Raw genomic sequence first — 25,568 nt, 5'->3', positions numbered from 1 at the left:
AAGGATGAACGCTCACGTCCGCCGCCACTCGTGACCGCGACCCGGAGCCGCGACCCGGACCCGCGACCCGGACCCGCGACCCGGACCTGAACCGGCGGCAGGCGCCTAGCGGGCACTCACCCGCTGCAGCAGCCCCCACGTGAACTCGGCGACGACCTCCCGTCGCGTGCCCCGCGCGTCCGGGGCGGTGAACGCCAGCCCCCACCGGGTCGGTGCCGTCCCCTCCAGCGGCCGGGCCGGGGCGAAGGCGCGGGCCACCTCGTCGACCGTGCACGACCACGGGGTGAGGTCCTCCAGCGTGGCCGGGGCGGAGCCGGCTGACCCCGGCGCCCGGACGAGCCACTCGTTCCAGACCGCCCCGTCCGGGCCGACCAGCACCTCGAACCGGAGGTCCGGCCACAGCGGCACCGGCCACAGCCGGGCCTCGCAGTCCAGGTCGCCGATGCGGCGCGGCGCCACGGACTCCGGCGCGCCCAGCACGGACCGGTACCGGGCGGCGGCGCCCCGCGCGCGGGGCGAGCGGACCATCGCCTGCCACCGCTTGTTCGCCTCGCGCATCTCCGCGATCGACGCCCCCAGCTCCCGCCGGGCCTCCTCCACGAGCCCGGGATTGTGGTCGGCCATGCGCCGCAGCAGCACGAGCTGGAAGTCGAGCGGGGTGAACGGGCCCGAGGGGCTACCGGGGCGTTTCGCGGAGGGCATGGGAGCCATGCTCCCCCACCGTGCCCCCGCCCGGTCGGCGCCCGTCCGGCAGGAACAGCACCGAGTTCACGTACCGCGGCCCTCCGAACGGCAGGACCCGGCGCAGCAGCCCGTGCGACGCCACGTACGACGTGCGCGCCTGGTGGGCCTCCAGAACGGCCGGGTTCAGCCGGTGCCAGGTCCCGGCGGGCAGTACCCAGCCGGTGTAGCCGAGGCCGGTGAGGAGGTCGACGACCGGGGCGATCGGCTGGATCCGCGACTCCAGCTCGATGAAGAGGGCCGGGCGGTCACGGGCGAGGGTCGCCAAGGCACCGCGCAGCACGGCGAGTTCGTTGCCGTCCACGTCGATCTTGACGAAGCCGACCTCGCTCAGGCCGAGCCCGTCGAGGGTGACGCACGGGACGTCGAGGGCTCGGGCGTGGATGTCCCGGCGGACCAGCGACGACACACCCCGCCCGCCGTCGTCGCCCGGCGGCAGCCACAGCCGGGCGGTGCCCGGCCGGTCGGAGGCGGCGGCCTGGACGACCCGGACGTTGCCGGGGGCGCCCGCGACGAGCAGCCGGGCCAGCCTGGGCACCGGCTCGACGGTCACCACTCGCGCGGCCCGCCGGGCGAGCCGGTGCGTCCACGGGCCGTACCAGCCGCCGATGTCGACGGCCGTGCCGCAGCCGGGCGGGCACAGATCGTCGAGCCGGGTCAGCTCGGGCTCGAACCGGGGATAGACGAACCGGGCGGTCGCGGCGACCGCCCGGTCGGGCAGCAGCGGGGCCAGCCGGGCGGCGAGCGTGGTCATGAACACATCCTCCTCAGCAGTTCCTCGTGTTCGTCCTCCGTGACCTGCTCGCCCGACGACGGCAACAGTTGCGGGATGCCGTCGACGATCGGGTACCGGCGGTGCAGCCGCGGGTTGTAGAGCGACTCCGGTGCCCGGGACGCCTCGTCCGTGCCCTCCTCCGGCACGACCAGATGCAGCGGCCCCTTGTCGAGCGGGCACGCCAGGATCTGCAGCAACGGGTCGTCGGGGTTCATGGCGGCGTCAACTCCTTGGCGGGGGCGGGGGGTTGTGGCGCCGACGGCGGCGCGTCGTGCTTGGGCATGCTCAGCAGGACACCGACCGCGAGCACCGTGCCGGACAGCCGCAGCGCCAGCCGCGACGGATCGTCCGGCAGCGACTCGCCGAACGACAGCGTGCCGAGCACGGCCGTGAACAGACTGGTCACCGTCGTGCACACCGGCACGATCAGCGAGGCCCGGCAGCGCTGCAGCGCCGCCTGCGACATGACCAGGCCGAACGCGCCGGTGAACAGCAGCAGATACGGGTACGGGGAGCGCAATACGGCGACCACCGCATCCCCGATCCCACCGACGGTGAGACGGCTCGACACCCCCTTGATCGCGAGGGAGCTGACGCCGTACAGCAGGCCCACGGCCACGCCGTACTCGACGCCCGTGGTCGGCAGCCGGTGCCGGTGCCGGGCGCGCCGCTCCGCGGACCGGTACAGCCACACGCCCAGCGCCAGCGACGGCAGGCAGATGGTGAGGACCAGCGCGTACGGCGCGTCGCGGCTGACCGTGTCGGAACCCTCGTCCAGCGACAGCACCACCATCAGCAGCGCGGCGAGGATGGCACCCAGCGCGTACCGCTCGCGGCCCGTCGTCTCCTCCCCGAGCAGCCGCGCCGACAGCAGCACCAGCAGCACGAGCCCGGAGACGAAGATGCCCTGGGCGGCGGCGATCGGCAGTGTCCTGTACACGGCGAGCTGCGCCGCGAACCCGGCGGCCAGCGACAGCGAACCCCCGATCCACAAGGGGCTGCCGAGGACCAGCCGCAGCAGTCTCAGCGGCTGCCGCACCGACACCTGGGGCAGTGCGCCGAGCGCCCGCTTCTCCAGCACGAACCCGGTGCTGTACAGCGCGTTCGCCAGCAGGGCCGCGGCCACCCCCCACCACATGGTCACGCGCCCCGCGTCGACGGCCTGCGCGCGTGCAGCAGCAGGATCGACGCGGCCGACGGGGTCGCGCACACCAGCCGGTCCAGCGGGCGCATCGGACGCGGTACGCCGTGGAAGGGCGCGCCCCGCAGCCGGACGACCTCGAAGCCCGACGCGGCCACGAACTCCCGCAGCGCGCGGGCCGTGTAGAGCCGCAGATGGCCCACGACCTCGGTGCCCGGCCGGCCGTGGATGCCGCGCAGGCTGACCTCCGAGAACACCGGCTGGACGCCCGCGAGCAGCAGGGCCCGGTTGTACCAGGCAGCGAGGTTCGGGGTGGAGAGCATCAGATGGCCGCCGGGGCGCAGTACGCGGCGGATCTCGTCGAGCGCCGCGTCCGGGTCGACGAGGTGCTCGATCACCTCGCTGAACAGCACGGCGTCGGCGGACTCGGCCCGGAACGGCAGCCCCCCGTCGGTGAGTTCGCCGCGCACGGCGTACGGCAGACGGGTGCGGGCGCGGCGGAGGGCGTCCTGGGACCAGTCGACGCCGATGAGACGGTGGCCGGGCAGGAGGGGCGCTGCGGTGGCGGCGGCGGTGCCGTCGCCGCAGCCGATGTCGAGGATCGTGCGGGCGCCGTGGGCGGCCGGGCCGAGCGCCTCGGCGAGCATCCGGGCCTGGCGGAGACTGCGGGGGCCGCCGGAGGCGACGGGAACGGCCGGGTCCTCGTAGAAGTCCCGCAGGCCGGGGCGGTGCGCGGTGCCGGTCGGAGCCGCAGGAGCCGTCGGAGTCGTCGTCCTCGGTGTCTTCGTGGACATCAGGGGGTGTCCTCTTCCGTCGCATGGAGGTAGTGCTCGAAGAGGTCGCGGAGGTGGGCGCCGTCGCCGTGGCCGAGCAGGGCACGGGACCAGCGCAGGGCCAGGTGGAGACGGCCCGCCGTGGAGGCGGTCGTGACGGTGAGGCCGCGCGGCATGCGGGCGGGCGCCGAGAACCACACGGCGTGGGCGCGGCCGGCCTCCCGGCCGAAGTCCAGGGGGTACGGGATGCGGCCGATGTTGCTGAGCAGGGTCGTCGACGTCCAGGGGGCGGCCGCCCGGCGCAGGCCCCGGGTGAGGGCCGCCCGCCAGGAGACGGGGACGACGGGCGCGGTCAGGAGCGAGGCGGCGTGCCCCAGTTGGGGTCGGGCGAGTGACTTCAGGGCTCGGGTGCGGTCGGCCGTGCGGCGCAGCAGGACGGCGGTGGGCGTGCGGCGCTGGTCCACCTCCTCGGGGAGGAAGGCGACGTCGACCAGGCGGGTGCCGTTGCCGATGGGCATGCGGGTGTCGCGGGGCCGGTCGTCCACGGGCATGGTGATGCGGAAGGGGCGCGGGCGGGCGCCGTGCTCCCGGTTCCAGTGGGCCAGCATCAGGGCCGTGGTGACCATGAGCTGGTCGTTCACGGTGTACGGGGCCGACCTGGGGCGGCGGGGCACCGGCAGTTCGGTGACGAGCAGGCCGTTGCCCGGGGAGGGTTCGGGGGTGCCGGGGGCGACGCGCGCGGGCGGGGCCCAGGTGGACGGCGTCTCGGGACCGGCCAGGGGCAGGTCGGGGGTGGTGGCGCGGACCGGGGGCGCGGTGGGGGAGTTGTCCTCGCCGCCGTACAGCTCCGCCGCGGTGGCGAGGATGCGGAGGCAGGCGGGGCCGTCCAGGGCGGTGTGGTTGATGGTGAGGAAGAGGACGGTGCCCTCACGTTCCGGGCGCGCCGGGCGTTCCGGGCGCGCCGGGGTGGGGCGGCCGACGGTTCCACGGGGTTCGTCCATGACCCCGACCCCGTCGGACGCCTCGCTGCCCACCGCCGGGCCCGCGCCCGCGACCACCTCCAGGCGGATCGGCGGGGAGAGGGACAGCGGTGGGGCCTGGGTCAGCGATCTGGTGCGGGCGTCCCGCAGGGCGTGCGGGCCAGGAGGCGGGAAGCTCACCACCTCCACCTCCGGCTCCTTCGTCAGCTCCCACTCGTAGCGGCGGCTGTACCAGTGCGCCGGTGCCTCCCGCATCAGGACGCGGGGGTGCCGGTGGAGGGCCTCGGTGAACGCCGCCCGGAGGCGGTCGGGGTCGAGGCGGCCCGGCAGGTGGACCTCGATGTGGACGGTCTCCGGTTCCTCCTCCTGGAGGCAGTGGCGGGACACCTCGTCGACGACCGGGAACGGGATGCGGACGGGGCCTCGGGCGGCGTCGTCGCGGGCCGGATGGTCCAGTGTGGTCATGTCCGCTCGCCCCTCCCGAAGACGCCGTCGCTGTCGTCCACGGCACCCGCACGACCTGCGGCGCTCGCACCACCCGCGGCACCCGCAGGATCCGCGGCACCCGCACCCCCCGCGCCGCCGGAGCCCCCGCCCGTAGGGGCCGCGTCGCGCTCGCCGCCCCCGCCGTCCGCCGGTGCGGTGGCCCCGCGCTTCGGCTTGGTGAGGGGGATCCGGCGGGTCGGTGTGTCCGGTTCCCGGTACGGGGCGCCGGGGCCGCGTGCGGAGATCGTCTGGCTCGCGGCGGGGCCGGTGGTGGGGGTCCGCCGCGGCAAGGGCTCCGTCGGCTCCTCCGCACCCGGCGGTACCCGGAACTCCCGTGTGGAGCCGGGCCGGTCCGGGGACGGCTCGGCGCCGGACCCCACGCTCACCAGCGCCGCGAACAGCCCGAGGAGGGCGAGGAGTTGAGCCACCGGCCCGAACGCGCCCTGGTCCGCCGCCACCGGCTCGCCCGCTCCGGCCGCCGCCGCGACGCCCGCCCCGGCGAGCGCGAGGAACGCGATCGGCACCAGCAGGGCGTGCCGCGTCCGGGCCAGGAGCGCCAGGAGCGGGACGAGGAGGGCGAGGAAGCCCGCGATCACGATGCCGACGAGGGTGAGGGCGACCGTGCCGAGCCACAAACCGGGGGCCGGCGGCGCCGGCTGCGGCGCGTCCGGGTTGGGCTCCCGGCGCCGCCACAGCGCCAGCCCGACGAGGGCCGCGAGGCCCGCCCCGGCCCCGATCAGCCCGGCCTCGTACGTCACGGACGGCTCGTAGGACAGCTTGACCGTGCCGCCCGCCCCGCCGGGGATCCGCCAGCCCTGCTGCCAGCCGTCGAGCCGTACCGGGGTCAGCTCGCGGCCGCCCAGGGTGGCCTTCCAGCCGTCGTTGTAGTTCTCGTACGTGGTGAGGTACGAGGCGGCGCCGTCGCCGACGGTCACCTCGCGGTGGTCGCCCAGCCAGTCCCGTATCCGCAGATCGCGTCCGGTGGCGGCGGGCGCGGTGACCGTGCCGCGGGTCAGCGTGACCTCGGTGACGGCGAGGGCGCCCGAGTCGTCGGAGTCGACGGTGTGGCGTTCGTCGGCGCCCAGCTCCAACGCGGCGTCGGGGCGGTCGTTCTGGCAGAGCGTCAACTCCAGCGGGCGGCGCTCGGTGAGGTCCCGTACGGTCCCCTTCGCGCTCGTCTCGTACCGCTTGCCGTCGACCTCGACGACCGGGCCCTCGCCGCACGGGAGGTCGACGTCGCGGGTCGGGGCGGGCTGCGGGGTGCGGTACGGGTCGAGCGCCGGGACGTACGCCTCGACCAGGCCGACCGGGAGACGCAGATCGTCACCGGCGACGGGGTTGTGGACGGTGAGCCGGGCCGTCCCGGTGACGGTGATGTCGAGGCGGTCGGTGGTGATCGGGTCGAAGCGGACCCAGCCGTTCTCGTCGACGGCGGCGATGGCCGCGCCGTCCGGGGAACTGATCGCGACCTTGGTCGCCCGGGTGGACAGACCGCCCGCCGGGGCCAGCACCAGCGAGCCGATGGGCTGCTTGCCCGTCCAGCGCAGATGGATGGTCGGGTCGTCGCCCGCGATCCACGCGGAGGTCAGGTCCCCGTCGGTCAGATTGCGCGGCGACAGCCCGGCGCCGAGGGAGGCGGTGGAGTCGGCGGTCGCCGTGATCCGGTTCTCCTGCTCCGGGGCGACCTCGTACAGCAGCCTGTCCAGCTCCTCGCCCGGCACGGGCACGGCGCTCGCCTTCACCTCGTACGTGCCCGCCGTGGTCGTGCCGAAGACGCGGTGCAGCCCCGGTTCGGTGCCCGTCGGGGAGAGCCCGGTGGGGTCGGCGGCCCGGCGCAGCGAGACCACCTCGGTGGGGGCGCCGGTGTTGTCGGGGCCCTGGGCGTCCGTCGGCAGCCGCAGGGTCCGGGTCACCCGGACGCCGGGGATCTCGATCTCGGAGAAGCCCGCGCCGACCAGCCCGGTGTGCCGTTCCGCCGAGTCCAGGATCGTGACCTTCAGCCAGTTGGTCCCGCCCGGCCGGGCGCCCACCGTCTGGGTGGAGCCGTCGCCCTGGAGGTTCGTGGACCGGGAGCCCCGCTCGGTCTCCACCTTGATCCGGGTGGGCGCCGACCGCACGCCGTCCTGCGGCAGCGGGGTCACCTCGAACGTCGACGGGATGTCCTGCGCCTCCTCGAAGTCGATTCGCAGCCACTGTCCGTTCGCCGACCCCGGCGCACCCTCCGCCCAGGCCGTCGCCGGGTCGCCGTCGAAGGCGTTCACCGGGTCGAACTGGGGGAGATGGAACAGCCAGTTGCCGGACGTCGACGCGGTGACGGACTTCGCGCCGCGCAGCTCCGCCACCGTCTGGTGGCCGAGCCCCTTCAGGGGGAGGATCTGCCGCGGTTTCCCGCCCGCGTCCTGCACGCTCCCGCTCGGGTTCCGCTCGTCCGCCGTATACGTGTACGACGTGTTGGCGTTGACCAGGCCGAAGCGGGTGTCCGCGCGCCGCAGCCCGTCACCGACCACCTGCACGGCCGGGGTGCCGAGACCGGGATGGTTGTCACCGGTCAGCACGGTCGCGCGGCCCCGCATCGACGGGTCGGCGGCCAGCGGCAGCAGCGACTCCGGGCCGCCGGACACGACGGCGGTGTCCGCGATCGCCTTCAGCCCGGCCTGCCCGGGACGCGGCACGTCCTCGGCCGGCCGGTAGATCTCCACCGCCCGCTGCCGCGCGTACAACCCCTCCACCTGCAACGGGGTGTTCTCGGCGATCACCCCGCCGGTCATCACCGGCCCCAGCCCCTTCACCCGCTCGTACCCGGACTGCTCCAGGGTCCGCTTCACGGTGGTGGTGGGCACGGATCCGATCTGGTCGGGGTCCAGGTCGTTGCGGACGACGACGTAGTACAGGCCGGCCCGGCTCAGATGGTCGGCGAGCCCCGGTACCTCGGCGCCGGTCAGCAGGGCCTGCTCGACGGCGTCCATCGCACGCCGGTTGCCGGGCGTGCCGAAGGGGACGTAGTCGCGCTGCGCCCAGCGGGACTCGGCGAGCACGTCCAGCGGCTGGTCGATGGTGGAGCCCCAGGTGTGGATGCCGTGCGCGGTGGCGGGCACGACCAGGGCGCGGGAGTCGGGCGAGTACTTCTCCAGCCAGTCGGCCGTGGCCCGCCAGTACGTCGGCAGCTCCTGGAACGAACCGGGTTGCAGCACCGAACCGTTGAGGTACGGCCACAGCAGCCCCGGCAGGACGACCACGGCCGCGACCAGCGGCGCGAACCCGCGCCCCCGCACGCGCCGGGCCCCCGGCTCCCGCGCGGCCACGCCCACGAGGTGCGCCAGCCCGAGGACCAGGGCGAGCGCCAGCCCCGTCTGGAACTTGTAGATGTTCCGGAAGGGCACGAGGGCCCCGTTCAGCAGGTCCTGGACCACCCCGTGGAAGGGCGCCCCGAACGACCCCGCGTACCCGGCGAGCGTGACCAGCGCGACCGTCAGCACCGTCAGCACCAGCCAGCGCCGCTCGGGCATGTCCCGCCGGGCCAGCCCGGCGAGACCGAGGCCCGCCGCGAGCGCCGACGACAGGATCACCAGCGCCGACGCGGCCACGGACCAGCCGGCCGGCAACCACGCCTCACCGAAGTGCAGATAGCCCACCCAGTTCCCGGCGCCCCTGAGCGCCTCGGTGGCGGACATGGTGGCCGTCGTGGTCTGCGAGGTCTCCACGTAGGGCAGGAAGTTCTCCCCGTAGAAGCCGAGGAGCAGCAGCGGGACCACCCACCACAGGGTCGCCAGGATCACCCCCGGCACCCACCAGGTGATCAGTCTCCGCCGGCGTGGTCCCGGCGGCCGGCTGAGCAGGTACAGGCCCACGGGCAGCAGCGAGGCGAGGGTCGAGGCGGCGTTGACCCCGCCCATGAACGGGACGAACAGCGCCGACCGCAGCGCGGCCACCCGCGCGCCGTACCGCTCGTTCGTCAGCGGCAGCAGCACCCACGGCAGGAACGCCCCCGGCAGGGCGGCCGCCGACGTCGACCCGACGACGGTGGTGAACACCGGCCACAGCGCGTACGCGGCGGCCGCCACCAGCCTCGATGCCGGGCTCCCGATCCTCAGCCGCTCGGCCAGCCGCAGCGCGCCCCAGAAGGCCACCGACACGATCAGCGACATCCACAGCCGCTCCGCGAGCCAGACGGGCAGCCCGACGAGGTCGCTGATCCCGTAGTAGGGCAGCATCGGCCACAAGTAGCCGACGTACTGGTCCTGGATCCCGCCGAACCCGCCCCGGTCGTGCCACAACTGCCCGAGGTCGGACACGAACTGCCAGGGGTCGGTGGTCACCCCGAGCTTGGTGTCGAAGGTCTGCCGCCCGGGCCGCGCGGCGACCAGCAGCACGAACACCACGGCCCAGAACCCCAGGAGCCAGCGGCGCGACCGACGCCCCTCGGGGGGCCGCCCGGTCGTGCCCGCCGGCCGCACCGGCGCGGGAGGTGGAGCCTGGACCGTGCTCGTCATGGTGCACACCGCCGGAGGATGAGAAGGAGGTTCCAGGTGGCGAACTCGCGCAGGCCCGGCGCCTTCACGACGGTCTCCGCGAGAAACGGCCAGTAGCGGGAGCGCGCCGACACGACCGTCACGTCGTCCCGTGCGCGCACCTGCCGCAGAGTGCGTCCGATGTGCACGGCGAACAGGTTCTCGCCGAGCGTGTGCTTGGCGTCCTTCCCGGTACGGCGCCGATAGCGGGCCCGCGCCCGCTCCGCCCCCAGGTAGTGCCAGGGCGCCCACTCGTGGCCGCCCCACGGGGACAGCCAGTTGGTGAACGACACATAGATCAGCCCGTCGGGCCGGGTCACCCGCACCAGCTCGCTGAGGAACGTCGGCGGATCCGCCACGTGCTCCAGCACGTTGGACGAGAACGTGACGTCCGCGACCCCGTCGGCCAGCGGCAGCAGATACCCGTCGGCGACCACCGCGCCGTCGGGCGGCTTCGCCCCCAGCTCGGCGAGGTCCGGCTCGAAGAGGTACGCGTGCGCCCCGCGGCGCCGGAACTCCTCGGTGAAGTAGCCGCTGCCCCCGCCGACATCGACGACCGTGCGGCCCTCCAGGGCCCCGCCGTACGCCGTGACCTGGTCGACGGCGTCCCGGGCGAGCAGCGCGTAGCAGGACGCGGGATCGTCCTGCTCCCTCATGAAGGCCCGGAAGAGGGCGAGAGACCGCTTCAGGGACGGATCCTTCAGGGCACCCGGTCGCGCGTTCAAGAGCCCCCACCCCGCACCGCCTCCGCGGCGACCGCCCGGAACTGCCGCACCGTGTGACCCCACCGGAAGCGCGCCGCCCGCTCCCGCGCCGCCCTCCCCATCAGCTCCCGCCGGTCGGCCGACAGCGCGAGCGCGCACCAGGCCGCGGCGAACGACGACTCCCCCCGGGCCAGCACCCCGGTCTCCCCGTCCACGACGGAGTCCCGCAGGCCCGGTACGTCGAAGGCGACCGACGGGGTCTGCCGCACCGCGGCCTCGGTGACGACGAGCCCCCATCCCTCCACGGCGGACGGGTGCAGCAGCAGCCAGGCCGCGCACAGCAGCCGGTGCTTCTCGGCCTCGGAGACATGCCCGGCGAACTCGACGCCGGGCCCGGCCATCGCCTCCAGCCGCTGCCGCTCGGGCCCGTCGCCGACGATGACGAGCCGACCGCCGGTGACCGGCCTGACCCGCTCCCACAGCCGCAGCAGCAGATCGATCCGCTTGTACTCGACCAGCCGCCCCACCGCGACGAACAGCGGCTCGGGCGACCGTTCGGCACGCGGCCCCGGTTCCTCGACCCCGTTGTGGACGACCCGGATCCGTTCGCCGTCCACGCCGATCGCGCGGAGCGCCGTCGCCGTGGACGAGGAGACGGCGACCACGAGGTTGCCGCGCTGCGCGCCCGTCAGCGCCCAGTGTTCGAGGCTTCTGCCGAGCCGGGCCGCGGGCGCCAGCGCCCCGCCGAACCGCATCTGCCACAGATCGGTGTGCACATGGTTGACGAGGCACAGCGTCGGCCCGCGGTGCCACAGCGGTGTCAGGTACGGCATGCCGTTGCACACCTCGACGAGCAGGTCGCAGTCGCCGACCTGACGGGCGAGGGTGCTTCTGGCCCGGAAGTGGTGGCTCAGGTCGCCGCCCGCCGACACGACCCGGTACTCGCGCAGGGCCGCCGGGCCCCCGCAGAGCAGGGTGACCTGGTGACCGAGTCTCGTCAGACCCTCGGCGAGCCGGTGGACGAGGAGCTCGGAGCCCCCCGCCGCCGGATTACCGAGGTCACGGCGGGCGAGGAAAACGATCCGGCGTGGCGGTGGGGCGCCCGCCGGGGCGTGCCGGACGCCGCGCGGAAACGCGTCGACCAGCGAGAACGGCACGTGCTGGGGCATGGGTGCTCCAACTCGTCTCGGGGTGCGGAACTCAGCGTGGGAGAAGGAGGTTCGCTGTGAGGGTTGTTCCGTTGGGGCGTGTGGGGGGACGGTCCGGTCGCGGCGGGCAGGTCGTGGGGCGCGGGAGCGAGGTCGGGAGCGAGGTATGGGTGGGCTGTGCTCAGGTGGGGTGGATAGTTTTCGCCGAGAGTTTCGAAGCTGCTACTCACCGACGTGACAATTTCCGGGGTTTGTTGAACTGACGCCCTGTCATATCGTGATCGGATCCTGGGGCGACTCGGACTTTTCGGGACGCCGCCTGCCGCGCACCACCAAAACGGCACCCGGCACGGCGAGGACGAATCCCACCACAGCGCTACCGATCGGCAACGTCCGCCCCACCAGTCGCAGCAGTCCGCTGTCCCGCTCCGCCTGCTCGACCGCGAACTTCTGTGTCTCGGCGGTGAACGCCAGCTTCCGGCTGTCGAGCAGCACGGCCGCGTCCTCGGCGCCGCCCGGTGCCCGCAGGGTCCGGCGCGGCCCGGTCTGGGCGTACAGCACGCGTCCCGTGGCCTGGTCGACGACGAGTTCCAGGCCGTGGTTGGCGTACCACTCCTCGGCCGGCACCTGCGGCCGGCCCGGCTCGTCGACGAGGGCGCCGGGCACCATCCGCGTGCCGGTCCTCGTCGCCGGAACGGTCGCCGTGAAACGCATCCCCTCGTAGCCGCGGATCTTCTTGCGGCCCTCGTAGTGGAGCGTGACCGTCGCGCCGAGCGAGTTGTCCCACCAGCGGTAGGAGCGTTCCCGCACGTCGAAGGGGAACTTCAGGTACGCCTCGCCCTCGAAGTACGGCTTCTCCTCGCAGCAGTGCACCGGCCGGTTGGTCCTCCGGTCGCTGACCCAGCGGTGCGGGACGAAGTCCAGCGCGTCGTGCGGGTCGGCGGCCGGCAGCGACTTGTCCGTGTCGACGCTGGTGATCACGTCCCACACGGCCGCTCCGCTGCGTTCGCTTTCGGCCACGTCGCCGCGCACCCGCTGCGTCACGGTGATCTTCTGGTCCGGTACGGTCCGCACCTGCTCCACGTCGAAGACGCTGCCCGTGCCGGTGTAGACGGCGGTCGTGTCGATGTCGATCGGGTTCACCGCGGCCCGTGGCTCCACGTACCAGGCCAGCAGGGGTGCGAGGACCAGCAGGAAGGTGCCGAGGCCCAGCAGGACCAGGGACAGAGGTGAGGCTGTACGGCGCATCCGGGCACTCCAGGGGCGTTGGAAGGTGCGGCTCGGGTAGGCGTCTCGGAACGGGCGACGCCAAGGGGGAAGGTGCGCGTGACGTATGGGCCGGGAACCGTAGGCGGAGTCTTGACGCAGTGTCAATGCATTGCTGACACTGGGCCGGAGCCGGTGTCCGGGACGGACGACCGGCTGAGGGGGCGTCAAATGTCCCCGGCGAGGTGGACGAGTACCGGGACCGTCAGGAGGTCCCGACGTGCGGGGTGCCCTGGGTGGGGCCGACCTTTCGACCGAGAGGCTGACCCTGCGATGTCGCACGCCGAGACCACGCACCAGACGCCGCCAGGCCCGCCCCCCGCGCGGGCGACGGGACTTCCGCGGCGTGCCCTCGCCGCCGCGCTCACCATGGTGGCCGCCGCCGCGCTCGCCGTGGCGGCCGCGTTCGGTGTCGTCGCGCTGCTGGAGGCGACCCCGGACCAGCCGAACACCCCGCTCATCACCTACGAGAACGCCGGTCAGGAGCGCTGAGGGGTGACCGGGCGCCCGGGAACCGTCTCAGTCCGCTCCGCCTGGCACGACGTACCACGTGACCAGGTGCGGGAGTTCGCCGCGATCGCCCTGGCCGAGGCGCCCGCCCTCGCCGAGGAGATCCTCGGTGAGATCCGCCGCGAGTACCCCCATCTGCCGGTCGTCCTCGACGACTCCGGCGAGCCGATGGCTCTCATCGGCATCCGCCGCGCCATCGAGGTCTTCGTCCAGCACCTCCAGACCGCGGAGGGCCGCCCGCGGGTTCCTCCCGGCGTGTTCCAGGAGTTCGGCCGGGGCGAGGGCCTGCACGGCCGCAGCCTGGACTCCCTCCAGGCGATCTACCGCCTCGGTGTGCGCCTCGCCTGGCGCCGCTTCGCCGAGATCGGCCAGCGCGTGGAGATCCCGCCGCCCGCGATGTACGAGCTGGTGGACGCCGGGTACGAGTACCTGGACGGGCTGGTGGACCAGTCGGTGCGTGGCTACGCGGAGGCGGCGGCCCGGCAGGCCGGCGAACGGCTCCGGCTCCAGCGGCGCCTCATGGAGCTGCTCCTCGTCGAGCACCACCGGGGCGACCCCGCGGACGCGCTCACCGAACGCGCCGCCCGGATCGGCTGGCCCCTGCCCGAGAAGGTCGCCGTCGGCGTCCTGCTGCGGCCCGCCCGCGAGGCCATGGCCCCGGCCGTCGGCCAGGGCGTCCTGCTCGACATGGAGTACGAGCAGCCCCGCATGGTCGTGCCCGAACCGGACGCCGCCGGGCGCCCCGAACTCCTGCACCGGGCCCTCGCCGGGTGGTCCGGCGCGATCGGGCCGCCGGTGCCGCTCGCGGAGGCGGCGAAGTCGCTGCGCTGGGCGGAGGCCGCGGTCAGCCTGATGGAACGCCGGCTGCTGCCCGCCGGAGAGGTGCTGCACTGCACCGAGCACACCGAGGCCCTGGTCCTCCTCCAGCCGGAGGAACTCATCGACGACCTGGCCTTACGCTGCCTGGCGCCCCTCGCGCACTGCGGCCCCACCCACGGGCGCCGCCTCGCCGAGACCCTCCTCGCCTGGCTGGAGACCAGGGGCGGCGCCCCCGAGGTCGCCACCCGCCTCGGCGTCCACCCCCAGACCGTCCGCTACCGCCTGCGCCAGATCCGGGAACTGTGGGGCGACGAGATCGACGACCCGGACCGCCGCTTCGAGCTGGAACTGGTCCTCAGGGCGCAGCGGCTCCGGGGAGAGCTGGGCGACCCGCGCGGCCGACGCTGACGGGCGCGCGCCGGCCGCGGACACACTGTCGGGCTCCCGGCCAGGCCCCGCCGCGTCCGCCTCCGTCCCCTTCATGTGGAATTGGGCTGCCCTCACCCATGTGCCGGGGAAACACGGTGCGTTCTCGGCCATTGCCCGCCCGCACCCCGTTGATTAGCCTGTGTTCGTCATGCCGATCGACTGTTGAAATTTCGAACACAGCCGAGAACCAAGAAACAAGGGAGGGGGCCGACCGTGGGACGCCTAGTACCTGCCGTGACCCGGGCGCTCGACATATTGGAGCTCTTCCTGGACGGGGACGGCACGCTCTCCGCCCCCGACATCGTGCGCAAGCTCCAGCTGCCGCGCACCACCGTCCACGAGCTGGTCACCACGCTCGCCGCCCGGGGCTACATCGTGCCCGTGGCGGGTCAGCCGGGACGCTACCGCCTCGGTGTCCGTCCGTACCAGCTCGGCAGCCGTTACGCCGAGCAGCTGGACCTGGCCGCCGAGGGCCAGCAGGTCGCCCGCACCGTCGCCGAGACCTGCGACGAGACGGTGCACGTGGCGATCCTGGAGTACACGGACGTCATCTACATCGCCAAGGTCGACTCCACGCACGCCGTCCGCATGGTGTCCGCCGCCGGCCGTCGCCTTCCGGCGCACTGCACCTCCGTCGGCAAGATGCTCCTCGCCTCCCTTCCCGAGGCCGAGCTGAACGCCCGGATCCCGGACGACGCCGACCTGGTCGCCATGACGCCCAACAGCATCACCGACCCGGGCGTGCTGCGCGAGACCCTGGCCGGGATCCGTGAGCGGGGTCTCGCCGTGGAGAACCGTGAGTCCAACCCCGACGTCTCCTGCGTGGCCGCCCCGGTCCGCGACCGCACGGGCAAGGTCGTCGCCGCGCTCTCCATCTCGGTCCCCATGATCCGCTGGAGCGAGGACCGCCGCGGCGAGCTGGAGCAGCTCGCCGCCAAGGGTGCCGCGGAACTCTCCGAGCGCCTCGGACACCGGAGCGTGGCATGAGCACGTACGACATCGCCGTACGCGAGTACGCGGCCCTCGGAGAGGGGCCCACCTGGGACGCCGACGCCCAGCGGCTGATCTGGATCGACATCCTCCGCTCCCGGGTCTACACCTACGACCCGGCCTCCGGCCGCCGCACCATCCTCGTCACCGAGCAGCACGTCGGCGCGGCCAAGCCCCGCGTCGGCGGCGGCCTCGTCCTGAACCTGCGGGACGGTGTCGGGCTGCGCGACGCCGACGGCGGCTTCCGCTGGCTGCACCACGAGCCGGTCCCCGGCCGCCGGGCCAACGACGCCGCCGTGGCCCCCGACGGCTCCCTCTTCGCCGGCACCATGCGCTACGACGAGGCCCCGGGCGGCGGCACCCTCGCCCGGTTCACCGCCGACGGCCTCGCGCAGGCCCTCCTCGACGACGTCGCCGTCAGCAACGGCATCGGCTGGAGCCCGGACGGGCAGCTGATGTACTACATCGATTCGCCGACCCGGCGCATCGACGTCTTCGACTACGCGGAGACCGACGGCGTGCGGCTCCCCGTCGACCGGCGGCCGTTCGTCACCGTCGAGGAGGGCGCCGGCTTCCCCGACGGCCTCACCGTCGACGCCGAGGGCTGTGTCTGGGTCGCCCTGTGGGAGGGCGGCGCCGTCCGCCGCTACACCCCCTCCGGCGAGCTGGACCGGGTCGTCCCACTGCCCACGCCCCGCCCCACGGCCTGCGCGTTCGGCGGCGCCGACCTGACCGACCTGTACATCACCACGGCCCGGGTCGGCACCGACACCCCGCATCCGCTGTCGGGTTCGCTGCTGGTGGTGCCGGGCGCGGGCAAGGGCCTCGCGCAGCCCGCCTTCGCCGGCTGAGCCCATCCGCACCGCACGTCCGTCGACGGCCCGTCGGCCCACAGCTACCTCGGTGGGCGGGCGGGCCGTCACTCGTGCGCGGACACGCCGCTCTCGGCGGCGGAGGCCGCCGGATTCGCGGGGGCGACGGGGCCCGCCGAGCCTGCCGATCCGGTCGCGAGGGTGCGAACCTCCTCGATCTCCGCGGGGCGGCGCATCGCCTGGGAGACGGCGTCGATGTCCTGGAGGAGGTCGGTGAGGTCGGAGGACACGGTGAACTCGGGGCAGGCCGCGCGGCCCGGACCGGCCGTGAGGTCGGGGAAGATCAGCGGGCCCGATGTCAGGGAGAGGGCCGGCGGTCCGGGGGCGGGCGACGCGCTCCGCGCGGCCAGCGCGTCCTGGATCGTCACCGCGGCGGCCAGCGCCCGTGCCCGGCCGGGAGCGTGGCCGACGGCGAGTGCCCCGGCGTAGGCGCGGCGGTGCAGCTCGTCGTCGAAGTGGCGGGCCAGCTGGAGCAGGGCGTCGCGGATGAAGGTCTCACGGCGGGTGAGGCGCAGCTCCGCCGTGGCGCGCAGGGCGAACGGCACCCCGGAGCCGCTGACGCTCCGGGTGAGCAGGTACAGGGGCCGCAGCCGCCAGTGGCTCACCCGCACCCGCCAGCGCTCGTGCAGGTACTGGCCGCCGTGCGGCAGGATGAACCCGACCGCGATGAAGATCGCCGCCACGGCCACCACCGGCGGCGCCACATCGGTGCTCAGCCAGTCCAGGTCGTGGCCCGTCCAGCGGGCGACCAGCGCCGTCAGCTTCGAGGCGTCGTACACCAGGTTGAGCGCGTAGCCGATCCCGAGCGCCTTCAGACCGCCGCGCAGCCACAGGTCCAGGCCCTGGGTGCGGACCCAGCTGCGGATCAGGTGACAGGTGATCAGGCAGGCCGCGGTGTGGGCGGCGAGGTAGAGGAGGATCTCCTCGCGCATGAAGGGCGTGGTGGCGTAGTACGTGTCCAGGTCGCGCAGCCGTTCCCGGGGGACGTCCGCCAGCGCGAACAGCACCCACAGGACGACGATCACCGCCGCGTACACGCTGACGACCCAGCGCATGGCGCGGCGGGTCGTCGGGGAACGGTCCGCCGGGCCGTTGCGCCAGGCGACGATGAGCAGCAGACAGGCCGCGCAGTACGCGGTGATCAGCGAGTACACCCAGGGCGCGGCGACGTTCGGCACGCCGACGACCCGGTTGGTCCAGGCGATCACCGACGGCACCGCGAACAGGAACACGCTGCACGCGAGCAGCAGCAGACCGCCGACGGCCCGCAGCAGCGGGTCCTTCCACAGCTTCACGATGCTGGGCAGCTTGATGACCAGCGCGGCCGTCAGGACGGCCGTGGGGATCCAGAACGAGATGTACAGCCCGCCGAAGAAGTCGGCGGGGCTCATGGCACCGGTCGTGGTCGCCGACACAGCGGCCCCCCTCATCCGCGCGGCCCGCGGTAGCCGAGGGACGCCTGGAGGGCCTGCCGCACCGAGTCCGCCCGGTCGGCCGGACTCGGGGGGCCTCCGTGCCCGGTGTCCACCCAGGGGCGCAGGACGGCGGCGAGCCGGTGGCCGAAGTCCTCGGCCTCCTGTTCGGCCGAGGCGTGCGAGCCGTTGCGCGCGGCGACCCCGAGGGCGGACCCGGGCCAGCCCGGCCCACCGGACAGCGCGAACGCGGCGGCGTCCGAGCCCGGCACCCGGTGGTGGCTGTGCCCGGCGTGCAGATGCCACAACTCATGTCCCAGGATCACCAGTTGCTGCACGGGAGCGGCCCGCTCCTCGACGATCACCAGGTCGAAGTCGGGGAACTCCATCCACAGCCCCGTCACCTCAATCTCGTCCGGGAACCGCTCGAACCGCAGCTCCACCGGCCGCCCGCCGCGCCGCGCGCTCATCTCCGCGCACAGCGCCGCCCCCAACTCCCGCACCCCCATGGGGCCGTCCAGCCGCGCCCGGACCGCCTTGGCGAGCCCGGCGGTCAGCCTGCGCCGCTCGGCGGCGGACCGGGCGGGCAGCAGCGCGGCCCGCACCCGGCCGAGGACACCGGTGGCCGCGGCGGCCCCGGTCGACCCGCGCGGCCGTACGCCGCCCGGTTCACGACGGCTCATTTCCCGGGCTCCTCCTCGTCGACGCCGAGCAGCCCGTCGAGCATCACCGCGAGGGCCTCCTGCTTGCGCCGGGTCAGGTTCATCCGCCCTCCGCGCAGCGCGAGGGTCACCACTCCGTGCCGGGTCGCGAACTCCACGAGCGGACCCTCGCCCCCGTCCCCCTCCAGTTCCTCCAGCACCCGGCGCAGTTCCCGGTCCAGGACGGCGGCGGCCGGGTCGGTGAAGAACCGGACACCCTCCTCGACGCCGAAGAACGCGGCGAGTTCGGTGAGGTCGGGCACGTTCGGCATCTTCTTGCCGAGCAGCAGCTGCCGGGCCCACTCCGGGCTGATCGACAGCCGCCGAGCGACCTCCTTGCAGACGTCGACGGTGCGTTTGCCGCTGCGCGCGAGATACGCCGTGTGCAGCGCCCGCACCCGCCCGCGCACCCGGTCGTCGATCCGGTCGCCCGGCGGTTCGCCCCCGTCGAGCAGCGCCCGCACCACGTCCTCACCGAGCGCGGTGTGCTCCGACAGGGCGGCCACGTCGAGGAGTTGCCCCCGATCGGCCCCGGTCCGGGCTGCGAGGGCGTCGAGGCGGGCGAGGGTGTGGGAGAGAGGTTCGGGGAGGGGTTCGGGGAGGTCGGGCACGGCCAGACCCTACGTGCCCGATGGCCTGAACACCACGGAAATCCAACGATCGTTGAAATCCGACCAACGATCGTTCGACCAACGATCGCTCGACCGGTCCCGCTCGCCCCGTCGGTCCCCATTGACTCTCTCCACCGGCGAACATAACGTCCCGTTCGACCAAACGAGCACCATTCGTGATATCGAACGCGAAGGACGTCCATGGCCCGCACAGCCCGCTTCACCCTCGACCCCGCCTTCCAGGTCGGTGAGGTCAACCCCCGACTGTTCGGCTCCTTCGTCGAGCACCTCGGCCGCTGCGTCTACACCGGGATCTTCGAGCCGGACCATCCGGCGGCCGACGAGGCGGGCCTGCGCACCGACGTCCTGGAGCTGGTCCGCGAGCTGGGCGTCACCACGATCCGCTACCCCGGCGGCAACTTCGTCTCCGGCTACAAGTGGGAGGACTCCGTCGGCCCCGTCGAGGACCGCCCCCGCCGCCTCGACCTCGCCTGGCGCTCCACCGAGACCAACCGCTTCGGCCTCTCCGAGTACATCGCCTTCCTGAAGAAGCTCGGCCCGCAGGCCGAGCCCATGATGGCCCTCAACCTCGGCACCCGAGGCGTCGCCGAGGCCCTCGAACTCCAGGAGTACGCCAACCACCCCGCCGGCACCGCCCTGTCCGACCTCCGTGCCGCGCACGGCGACAAGGACCCCTTCGGCATCAAACTCTGGTGCCTCGGCAACGAGATGGACGGCCCCTGGCAGACCGGCCACAAGACCGCCACCGAGTACGGCCGGATCGCCGCCGAGACCGCCCGCGCGATGCGCCAGATCGACCCGGGCGTCGAACTCGTCGCCTGCGGATCCTCCAGCCAGTCCATGCCGACCTTCGCCGCCTGGGAGGCGACGGTCCTGGAGGAGACGTACGACCTCGTCGACCACATCTCCCTGCACGCCTACTACCAGCCCGAGAACGGCGACATCGACTCCTTCCTGGCCTCCGCCGTCGACATGGAGTCCTTCATCGAGAACGTGATCGCCACCGCCGACCACGTGGGCGCGAAGCTCAAGTCGAAGAAGAAGATCAACCTCTCCTTCGACGAGTGGAACGTCTGGTACATCTCGAAGTGGCACGAGATCGAGAACTCCGAGACCAGGGACTGGGCGGAGGCCCCCCGCCTCCTGGAGGACAACTACAGCGTCACCGACGCCGTCGTCTTCGGCTCCCTCCTCATCGCGCTGCTCCGGCACGCCGACCGCGTCACCGTCGCCTGCCTCGCCCAGCTCGTCAACGTCATCGCCCCGATCATGACCGAGCCCGGCGGTCCCGCCTGGCGGCAGACGACGTTCTTCCCCTTCGCCCAGGCCGCGCGGTACGGCCGCGGCCGGGTCCTCGACGTACGGGTGGACTCGCCGACGTACGCGACGCAGAAGTACGGGGAGGTGGACCTGCTGCACGCGACCGCCGTGCGGGCCGAGGACGGGTCGGTGACCGTCTTCGCGGTCAACCGGAGCCGTACGGAGGCGCTTCCGCTGGAGGTCGCGCTGGGCGGGCTCGACCTGAGCCGGGTCGTGGAGCACAGCGTGCTGGCCGACGCCGACCCCGACGCCCGGAACACCCTCGCGGAGCCCGAGCGGGTCGGTCCGCACGCGGGCGAGGGGACGACGCTGGAGGGCGGGGTGCTGAAGGCGGCCCTCGAACCGCTCTCCTGGAACGTGATCCGTCTCGCCTGACGCCGGGCGGCCCCACCGGCGCGCCAGGCCGCGCGGACTCGGGGCGGGTCTCCCGGCCCGCCCCGCGTGGCCGACAATGTGGCCCATGAGGATCTCTGCACGAGCGGACTACGCCGTACGCGCGGTACTGGAGCTCGCCGTACGGAAGGACGACGATCCGGTGAAGTCCGAGGTCATCGCGACGGTGCAGGAGATCCCCCACAAGTTCCTGGAGGGCATCCTCGGGGACCTGCGGCGCGGCGGCCTCGTGACGAGCCGCCGCGGCGGCAGCGGCGGGTACCGGCTGGCCCGGGACCCCGCCGCGATCACCGTCGCCGACATCATCCGCGCGGTGGACGGGCCGATCGTGTCCGTACGGGGCGAGCGGCCCACCGGCCTCACCTACACCGGCTCCGCCGAACCGCTGCTGCCCCTGTGGATCGCGCTGCGCGCCAACGTGCGCCGCATCCTGGAGGGCGTGACCGTCGCCGACATCGCGGCCGGCGCGCTGCCCGAACCGGTCCGGCGACTGGCGGCGGAACCGGCGGCCTGGGAGAACCCCTAGGGCCCTGAACGCCCGTCACATCGTTGGAATCAAAACGCAACGCCCCCGGACCGTGCGGTGCGGGCACGCGCCATACGATCAAGCCCGAACGTGAGCACGTACGGGCGAGATCCGTATATACGTACAGACGCGTCCCGGGCCCGGCAGGCGGCATCGGCCGGGCACGGGCGGCGCCGACGGGCGACGGGACGTGCCCGGCGTGCTCGACCTGGGAGAAGTGCCGGAAGCTGGAAGTGGGGAAACCGTGCGCCACAAGGCCCGGATGATCGTGGCGGCCACGGCCGCGCTGACGCTCGCGGCGGGGCTGTCCGGCTGCGGCGGGGACGCGGACGCCGAGTCCGGCCGGGTCTCCCTGACCGTCGTCGCCACCAACTACGGCGACAACGTCCACAAGAACTCGGAGGGTTACTGGGACCGAGTCGTCCTCGCCTTCAACGCCGAGCACCCCGACGTAGACGTGAACGTCGAGGTGTACGCCCCGGACGAGGTCGACGAGAAGGTCGCCGAGCTGGTCGAGCGGGGCGAGACGCCCGACATCGTGCAGGCCGACGGCTACTCGCAGTACGCCGCCCAGGGCCTCCTCTACAGCGCCGACGAGGTGCTGTCGGTGCCGGTCCAGGCATCCTTCGTACCGAGCCTCGCCGACGCCGGCGAGATGGGCCGGGTGCAGTACGGGCTGCCGTTCACCGCGAGCACCCGGCTGCTCTACTACAACAAGGACCTGTTCGCCGCGGCGGGCCTGCAGCCCCCCAAGAGCTGGGACGGCCTCCTCACGGCGGCGCGGAAGCTGAAGGCCCAGGGGGTGGAGTCCCCGATCGCCGTGCCGCTCGGCCCGGAGGAGGCGGAGGCCGAGACGCTGATGTGGCTGCTGGCCGGTGACGGCGGCTACACCGACGACTCCAACAGCTACGACCTCGCGTCCCCCGCCAATGTGCGGACGCTGACCTGGCTGCGGGACAAGCTGGTCGGCGAGGGCCTCGCCGGCCCGATACCGCCCGGCCAGCTCAACCGTGACGACGCCGTGCAGACCTTCCTGCGCGGTGAAGCGGCCATGGTCAACGGCCCGTTGTCGCTGATCCGCCAGATCGAGGACTCCTCCGACTCCGTGCCCTACGGGTCGGTCCCGCTGCCGAGCCGCGACGGCCGGGCCACACCGACCATGGGCACCGCGGACTGGATCGTCGCCTTCAAGAACGACGACCACCGCGAGGCGATGGGGCAGTTCCTCGACTTCCTCTACAGCGACAAGTACGTGATCGAACAGGCCGCCGAGTACGAGCTGCTGCCCGTCACCACGACCGCCGCCGACGCGATGCGCGCCGACAAGCGCCACAAGGCCCTGTGGAGCGGACTGGACACCCTGCAGAACCTGCGGCTCTACCCCGTAGCCGAGACCAACTGGTCCCAGGTGGCCGCCGCCATCCGCAAGCAGATCGGCGGGGCGGTCAAGGCGAACGGCAATCCGCGGACGGTCCTGGAGTCGATAGCGACGGTCGCGAAGACGGCCGAGTGAGCGACTGACCGGGCGCGTCCCGACAGGGCGCGTACGACGCGGCGCGTACGACCCGGCCCGGCGCGTACGGCTCGTCGCGTATGACCGGCACCCCTTTCACCGGCCCCCTTCCGTACCGTGCGGGAGGGGGCCGGTGCCGTCGTGTTCGGCGGAGCCGGAGCCGCACTGCCCCGATCGGCGGAGCGGTGTGCCGCCCTGATCGACGGACGGCAACCGATCAGCCGAGGTCGAGCGGAAGTGATCGAGGTTCGGTCGAATTCGTACGGTTCCGACCAGGCACAATGCCCTCTCGATCTCCTGGGTACTCATCGGGCGAGCACGGCTAGCGTGGGCGGCGTGCGGCAGTTCGCCTTTGACGCCCAGCGCCCCGTGCCCGGGCACTTCGACCCCCATCGAGAGGAGGCGGCTGCGATGCCGGGCGGGGAGACAGACGGCAAAGCCGGCGGCACCGGCGGCCCGAGCGGCGGCGTCCTCGGCACTCCCGTGGGCCCACCGGTCGGCACTCCTGCCGCCACACCGGTCGGCACCCCTGTCGGCGCCGCTCCGAACCGCCGCGGCACACTCCTGCTGAAACGGCACTTCACCGGAGAGAACCTGCCCCAGGTGCGGGCCCAGGTCGAGGACGCGGCGGCCGCCGCGGGCCTCGGGGGCGTACGGCTCGGCGAGTTCACCCTCGCCGTCAGCGAGATCGCCGCCAACGCGGTGGAGCACGCCGGCGGCCGCGGCCGGCTGGAGCTGCGCCGGCTCCCGGACGAACTGGAGTGCCGCATCACCGACGACGGCCCCGGCTTCGTCCCCGCCATCCCCGAACTCCTCCCCGGCCTCACCGAAGGCTGCCGGGGCCGCGGCCTCTGGCTCGCCCACCTGGTCACCGACCGCCTGACGGTCACCGCCGACACGACAGGAACAGGCGCCGAGGTCACCCTCGCCCTCCGACTCACCTGAGAACAACAGGGGCCCAGGCCCCGGCATCCCCGTACCGGGCGACGCGGCACCCGAGACACAGGGCGACGCCCCCGACAGGGCCACGAGGGTCTGTCGGGGGCGTCGCCCCATGGGGTTTCTCGGCGGTGGGGGTCAGCCCACCTGGTTGTAGACCGCCCCCGCCGCCGGCCAGCCCAGCGGCTCCGGCTGTTCCTCGGGGGCCGTACGGCCGCGTACCTGGGCGGCGGTGAGTCCCTGGGCGGCGCCCATGGCGCGGCGGTTGGCGGCCGCGGTGGCCATGCCGGGCATCCCGGTCTGGGCGACCGGCTCCAGCCCGGTGGCGGGCGCGGGCGTCATGCCCGGGATGCCCGGCATGCCCGGCATGGAGGCCACGTTCGGCATGGAGGGGATCGACGGCCCCTGCGGCATGGGAGCGGCGGCCGCCGGAACGGGCGCCGGCATCGGGGCCGGCATGGGCGCCGGCGCCGGAGCGGGTGCCGGGGTCGGCATGGGGGCGGGGACCGGGGTCGGCATCTGGGCGACGACCGGGGTGGGCATAGGGGCCGGGGCCGGGGTGGGCATGGGGGCCGGGGCCGGGGCCGGGTTCATGCCCGGCATGCCGACCGGGCCGGTGGCCTGCGCGGCGAGCCCCGCCATGCCGGCGCCGTTGGTCTCGCTCATCAGCCGGTCCACGGCCGCCGTACCCGAGCTGTAGCTGGTCCCGGTGCCCAGCTCGGGTACGGCGGCTCCCCTCCTGGACCCGTAGAGAACCGACTCCAGGCCGGACACCAGGCGACGCACGTCCACCTGGGGCCGGACCACGAGTCGCAGGAAGCGACTGGACGAGCCGACCTTGTTGCCGCACTCGCGGACCAGGATCCGGTGCTCGGTGAGCAGCCGGTCACGGACCACGGTGCCCTCGGCGCCCACGGGCAGGCGCACGAAGAGGAAGTTGCCCTGGGACGGATACACCGTCAGACCGGGGAGGGCGGAGAGCTGACGGGCCATGTCCAGGCGGTCGCGCCGCACCTGGTGCAGGCTCTCCATGTACTCGGGGCCGTGGTTCTTCAGCATGAACACCACGTGCTCGGCGAAGGAGTTGAGGTTCCACTTCGGCAGCATCGAGCGGATCTTCCCGGCGAGCGCCGGGTTGGCGACCAGATAGCCGAAGCGGATGCCGTGCAGCCCGAAGTTCTTGCCGAGCGACCGCAGCACGACGACGTTGGGCCGCATCACCGCGTCCTGCACCGTGCTCGGCTCGGACTCGGCGTCGGCGAACTCCAGGAACGACTCGTCGATGACGATCAGGTCCAGGTCGGCCATCGCGTCCATGAACTGCACCAGCGCGTGCCGGTGCAGGAAGCCGCCGTCGGGGTTGTTCGGGTTGCAGATGACGGCGACCTTCGTGCCGCGGGCCCGGATGAACTCGGCGTACTGCGCGAGGTCCAGGGCGAAGCCGCTGGACTCCTGGAGCGGGAACATGTCGACGCGCTTGCCGGTCTCCATCGGCTGGTCGGTCCAGCGGCCGAAGGTGGGGACGGGGACGGCGAGGGACTCCCGGACCAGCAGATGGTCGATCCAGGTGATGAGTTCGGTCGAGCCGTTGCCCATCGCCACGCACTGCGGCGGCAGTTGCAGCAGGTTGCACAGCTCCGCGGTGATGGTGTCGGCGCTGCTCGGGTAGTACGTGATGATGTCCTTCAGCCTGCTCGCCATCTCGTCGAACATGGCCGGGGTGGGGAAGTACGGGTTGCACGGTATGCAGAAGTCCACCGGGCCGACCCCGTCGCCGCCCTCACGCGTCAGCGCCGCCATCGAGGGGCTGTGCGCCGTCGTGCTGCGGAACAACGAGGTGACGTTGTCGGCCATGGAACCTCCGTAGGGGGCGGACCCGTGGGGACGAACCGGGTCCGACGACTAAGGGCGGCCCGTGCGGGGGAGCACGGGCCGCCCCTACATACGGAGAACGGCGTGACGCTGTTCAACCACTGGGAAGTTGGCCGGA

At 73.3% G+C, this 25,568-nt stretch carries 22 protein-coding genes; 8 read left to right on the top strand and 14 right to left on the bottom strand.

Annotated elements, in window-relative coordinates; translation table 11 throughout:
- Window positions 1–105: 105 nt before the first annotated feature.
- The 10 genes from ACZ4Z3_RS07770 to pgfA all read right to left on the bottom strand — a co-directional run bounded on the left by ACZ4Z3_RS07770 (window position 106) and on the right by pgfA (window position 12,504).
- The gene (locus tag ACZ4Z3_RS07770; RefSeq protein WP_468500154.1) at window positions 106–702 is read right to left on the bottom strand and encodes a hypothetical protein; all 597 of its coding nucleotides are present in this window, start codon (window positions 700–702) and stop codon (window positions 106–108) included.
- Complete coding sequence (locus tag ACZ4Z3_RS07765) at window positions 677–1,495, bottom strand: FkbM family methyltransferase (protein WP_468500153.1); 819 nt, start codon at window positions 1,493–1,495, stop codon at window positions 677–679. Before ACZ4Z3_RS07765 ends, ACZ4Z3_RS07770 begins: the two co-directional genes overlap by 26 nt.
- Window positions 1,492–1,731, bottom strand: a complete 240-nt coding sequence (locus ACZ4Z3_RS07760) for a Trm112 family protein (protein ID WP_468500152.1) — start codon at window positions 1,729–1,731, stop codon at window positions 1,492–1,494. The genes ACZ4Z3_RS07765 and ACZ4Z3_RS07760 overlap by 4 nt, the downstream gene beginning before the upstream one ends.
- Entirely contained in the window at window positions 1,728–2,642 is a 915-nt protein-coding gene (locus ACZ4Z3_RS07755; protein ID WP_468500226.1) for a hypothetical protein, read from the bottom strand. The genes ACZ4Z3_RS07760 and ACZ4Z3_RS07755 overlap by 4 nt, the downstream gene beginning before the upstream one ends.
- 14 nt (window positions 2,643–2,656) lie before the next feature.
- Window positions 2,657–3,451, bottom strand: coding sequence for a class I SAM-dependent methyltransferase (locus tag ACZ4Z3_RS07750; protein WP_468500151.1), 795 nt, complete (start codon window positions 3,449–3,451; stop codon window positions 2,657–2,659).
- Entirely contained in the window at window positions 3,451–4,875 is a 1,425-nt protein-coding gene (locus tag ACZ4Z3_RS07745; RefSeq protein ID WP_468500150.1) for a condensation protein, read from the bottom strand. The genes ACZ4Z3_RS07750 and ACZ4Z3_RS07745 overlap by 1 nt, the downstream gene beginning before the upstream one ends.
- Entirely contained in the window at window positions 4,872–9,386 is a 4,515-nt protein-coding gene (locus tag ACZ4Z3_RS07740) for an alpha-(1->3)-arabinofuranosyltransferase domain-containing protein (protein ID WP_468500149.1), read from the bottom strand. The genes ACZ4Z3_RS07745 and ACZ4Z3_RS07740 overlap by 4 nt, the downstream gene beginning before the upstream one ends.
- Window positions 9,383–10,060, bottom strand: coding sequence for a class I SAM-dependent methyltransferase (locus ACZ4Z3_RS07735; protein WP_468500225.1), 678 nt, complete (start codon window positions 10,058–10,060; stop codon window positions 9,383–9,385). Before ACZ4Z3_RS07735 ends, ACZ4Z3_RS07740 begins: the two co-directional genes overlap by 4 nt.
- A 65-nt stretch (window positions 10,061–10,125) precedes the next feature.
- A complete protein-coding gene (locus tag ACZ4Z3_RS07730) occupies window positions 10,126–11,277 on the bottom strand; it encodes a glycosyltransferase family 4 protein (protein ID WP_468500148.1) in 1,152 nt (383 codons plus the stop codon).
- Between the two features lie 249 nt (window positions 11,278–11,526).
- Window positions 11,527–12,504 (bottom strand): cell envelope lipid trafficking protein PgfA, encoded by a 978-nt coding sequence (pgfA, locus tag ACZ4Z3_RS07725; protein WP_468500147.1) that lies wholly within the window; start codon window positions 12,502–12,504, stop codon window positions 11,527–11,529.
- Window positions 12,505–12,795: 291 nt separating this feature from the next.
- Here pgfA and ACZ4Z3_RS07720 point away from each other — a divergent pair, with 291 nt between their 5' ends.
- From ACZ4Z3_RS07720 to ACZ4Z3_RS07705, 4 genes are all read left to right on the top strand, one after another.
- On the top strand, window positions 12,796–13,014 hold the full coding sequence (locus ACZ4Z3_RS07720) for a hypothetical protein (RefSeq protein ID WP_468500233.1): 219 nt from the start codon (window positions 12,796–12,798) through the stop codon (window positions 13,012–13,014).
- Between the two features lie 3 nt (window positions 13,015–13,017).
- A complete protein-coding gene (locus ACZ4Z3_RS07715; RefSeq protein WP_055540076.1) occupies window positions 13,018–14,259 on the top strand; it encodes a PucR-like N-terminal domain-containing protein in 1,242 nt (413 codons plus the stop codon).
- Window positions 14,260–14,493: 234 nt separating this feature from the next.
- Window positions 14,494–15,267 (top strand): IclR family transcriptional regulator, encoded by a 774-nt coding sequence (locus ACZ4Z3_RS07710; protein ID WP_468500146.1) that lies wholly within the window; start codon window positions 14,494–14,496, stop codon window positions 15,265–15,267.
- Window positions 15,264–16,121 (top strand): SMP-30/gluconolactonase/LRE family protein, encoded by an 858-nt coding sequence (locus ACZ4Z3_RS07705; protein ID WP_468500145.1) that lies wholly within the window; start codon window positions 15,264–15,266, stop codon window positions 16,119–16,121. Before ACZ4Z3_RS07710 ends, ACZ4Z3_RS07705 begins: the two co-directional genes overlap by 4 nt.
- A 68-nt stretch (window positions 16,122–16,189) precedes the next feature.
- Here ACZ4Z3_RS07705 and ACZ4Z3_RS07700 read toward each other — a convergent pair whose 3' ends face one another.
- The 3 genes from ACZ4Z3_RS07700 to ACZ4Z3_RS07690 are packed head-to-tail and all read right to left on the bottom strand — an operon-like array spanning window position 16,190 to window position 18,866.
- Window positions 16,190–17,572 (bottom strand): MAB_1171c family putative transporter, encoded by a 1,383-nt coding sequence (locus ACZ4Z3_RS07700; protein ID WP_468500144.1) that lies wholly within the window; start codon window positions 17,570–17,572, stop codon window positions 16,190–16,192.
- Complete coding sequence (locus ACZ4Z3_RS07695) at window positions 17,569–18,237, bottom strand: toxin-antitoxin system, toxin component (protein WP_468500143.1); 669 nt, start codon at window positions 18,235–18,237, stop codon at window positions 17,569–17,571. Before ACZ4Z3_RS07695 ends, ACZ4Z3_RS07700 begins: the two co-directional genes overlap by 4 nt.
- Window positions 18,234–18,866, bottom strand: a complete 633-nt coding sequence (locus tag ACZ4Z3_RS07690) for a transcriptional regulator (protein WP_468500142.1) — start codon at window positions 18,864–18,866, stop codon at window positions 18,234–18,236. Before ACZ4Z3_RS07690 ends, ACZ4Z3_RS07695 begins: the two co-directional genes overlap by 4 nt.
- A gap of 201 nt (window positions 18,867–19,067) precedes the next feature.
- Between ACZ4Z3_RS07690 and arfA the strand changes: the two genes are divergently transcribed.
- From arfA to ACZ4Z3_RS07670, 4 genes are all read left to right on the top strand, one after another.
- Window positions 19,068–20,582 (top strand): arabinosylfuranosidase ArfA, encoded by a 1,515-nt coding sequence (gene arfA, locus ACZ4Z3_RS07685; RefSeq protein ID WP_468500141.1) that lies wholly within the window; start codon window positions 19,068–19,070, stop codon window positions 20,580–20,582.
- Between the two features lie 85 nt (window positions 20,583–20,667).
- Complete coding sequence (locus tag ACZ4Z3_RS07680; RefSeq protein ID WP_468500140.1) at window positions 20,668–21,126, top strand: RrF2 family transcriptional regulator; 459 nt, start codon at window positions 20,668–20,670, stop codon at window positions 21,124–21,126.
- 244 nt (window positions 21,127–21,370) lie between these two features.
- Entirely contained in the window at window positions 21,371–22,639 is a 1,269-nt protein-coding gene (locus ACZ4Z3_RS07675) for an ABC transporter substrate-binding protein (protein ID WP_468500139.1), read from the top strand.
- Window positions 22,640–22,975: 336 nt separating this feature from the next.
- Window positions 22,976–23,584: an ATP-binding protein gene (locus tag ACZ4Z3_RS07670; RefSeq protein WP_468500138.1), complete on the top strand. Its 609-nt coding sequence runs from the start codon at window positions 22,976–22,978 to the stop codon at window positions 23,582–23,584.
- 132 nt (window positions 23,585–23,716) lie between these two features.
- On the opposite strand, the gene ACZ4Z3_RS07665 is transcribed toward ACZ4Z3_RS07670, so the two are convergent.
- Window positions 23,717–25,432 carry a pyridoxal phosphate-dependent aminotransferase gene (locus ACZ4Z3_RS07665; RefSeq protein WP_468500137.1) on the bottom strand — a complete coding sequence of 572 codons (1,716 nt, stop codon included), beginning with the start codon at window positions 25,430–25,432 and terminating at the stop codon, window positions 23,717–23,719.
- Window positions 25,433–25,568: the final 136 nt, after the last annotated feature.

This window comes from Streptomyces sp. NPDC030296, from assembly GCF_055572815.1.
Note: the sequence above shows the minus strand (reverse complement) of the source record. Positions and strands in the feature narration are given on the sequence as shown.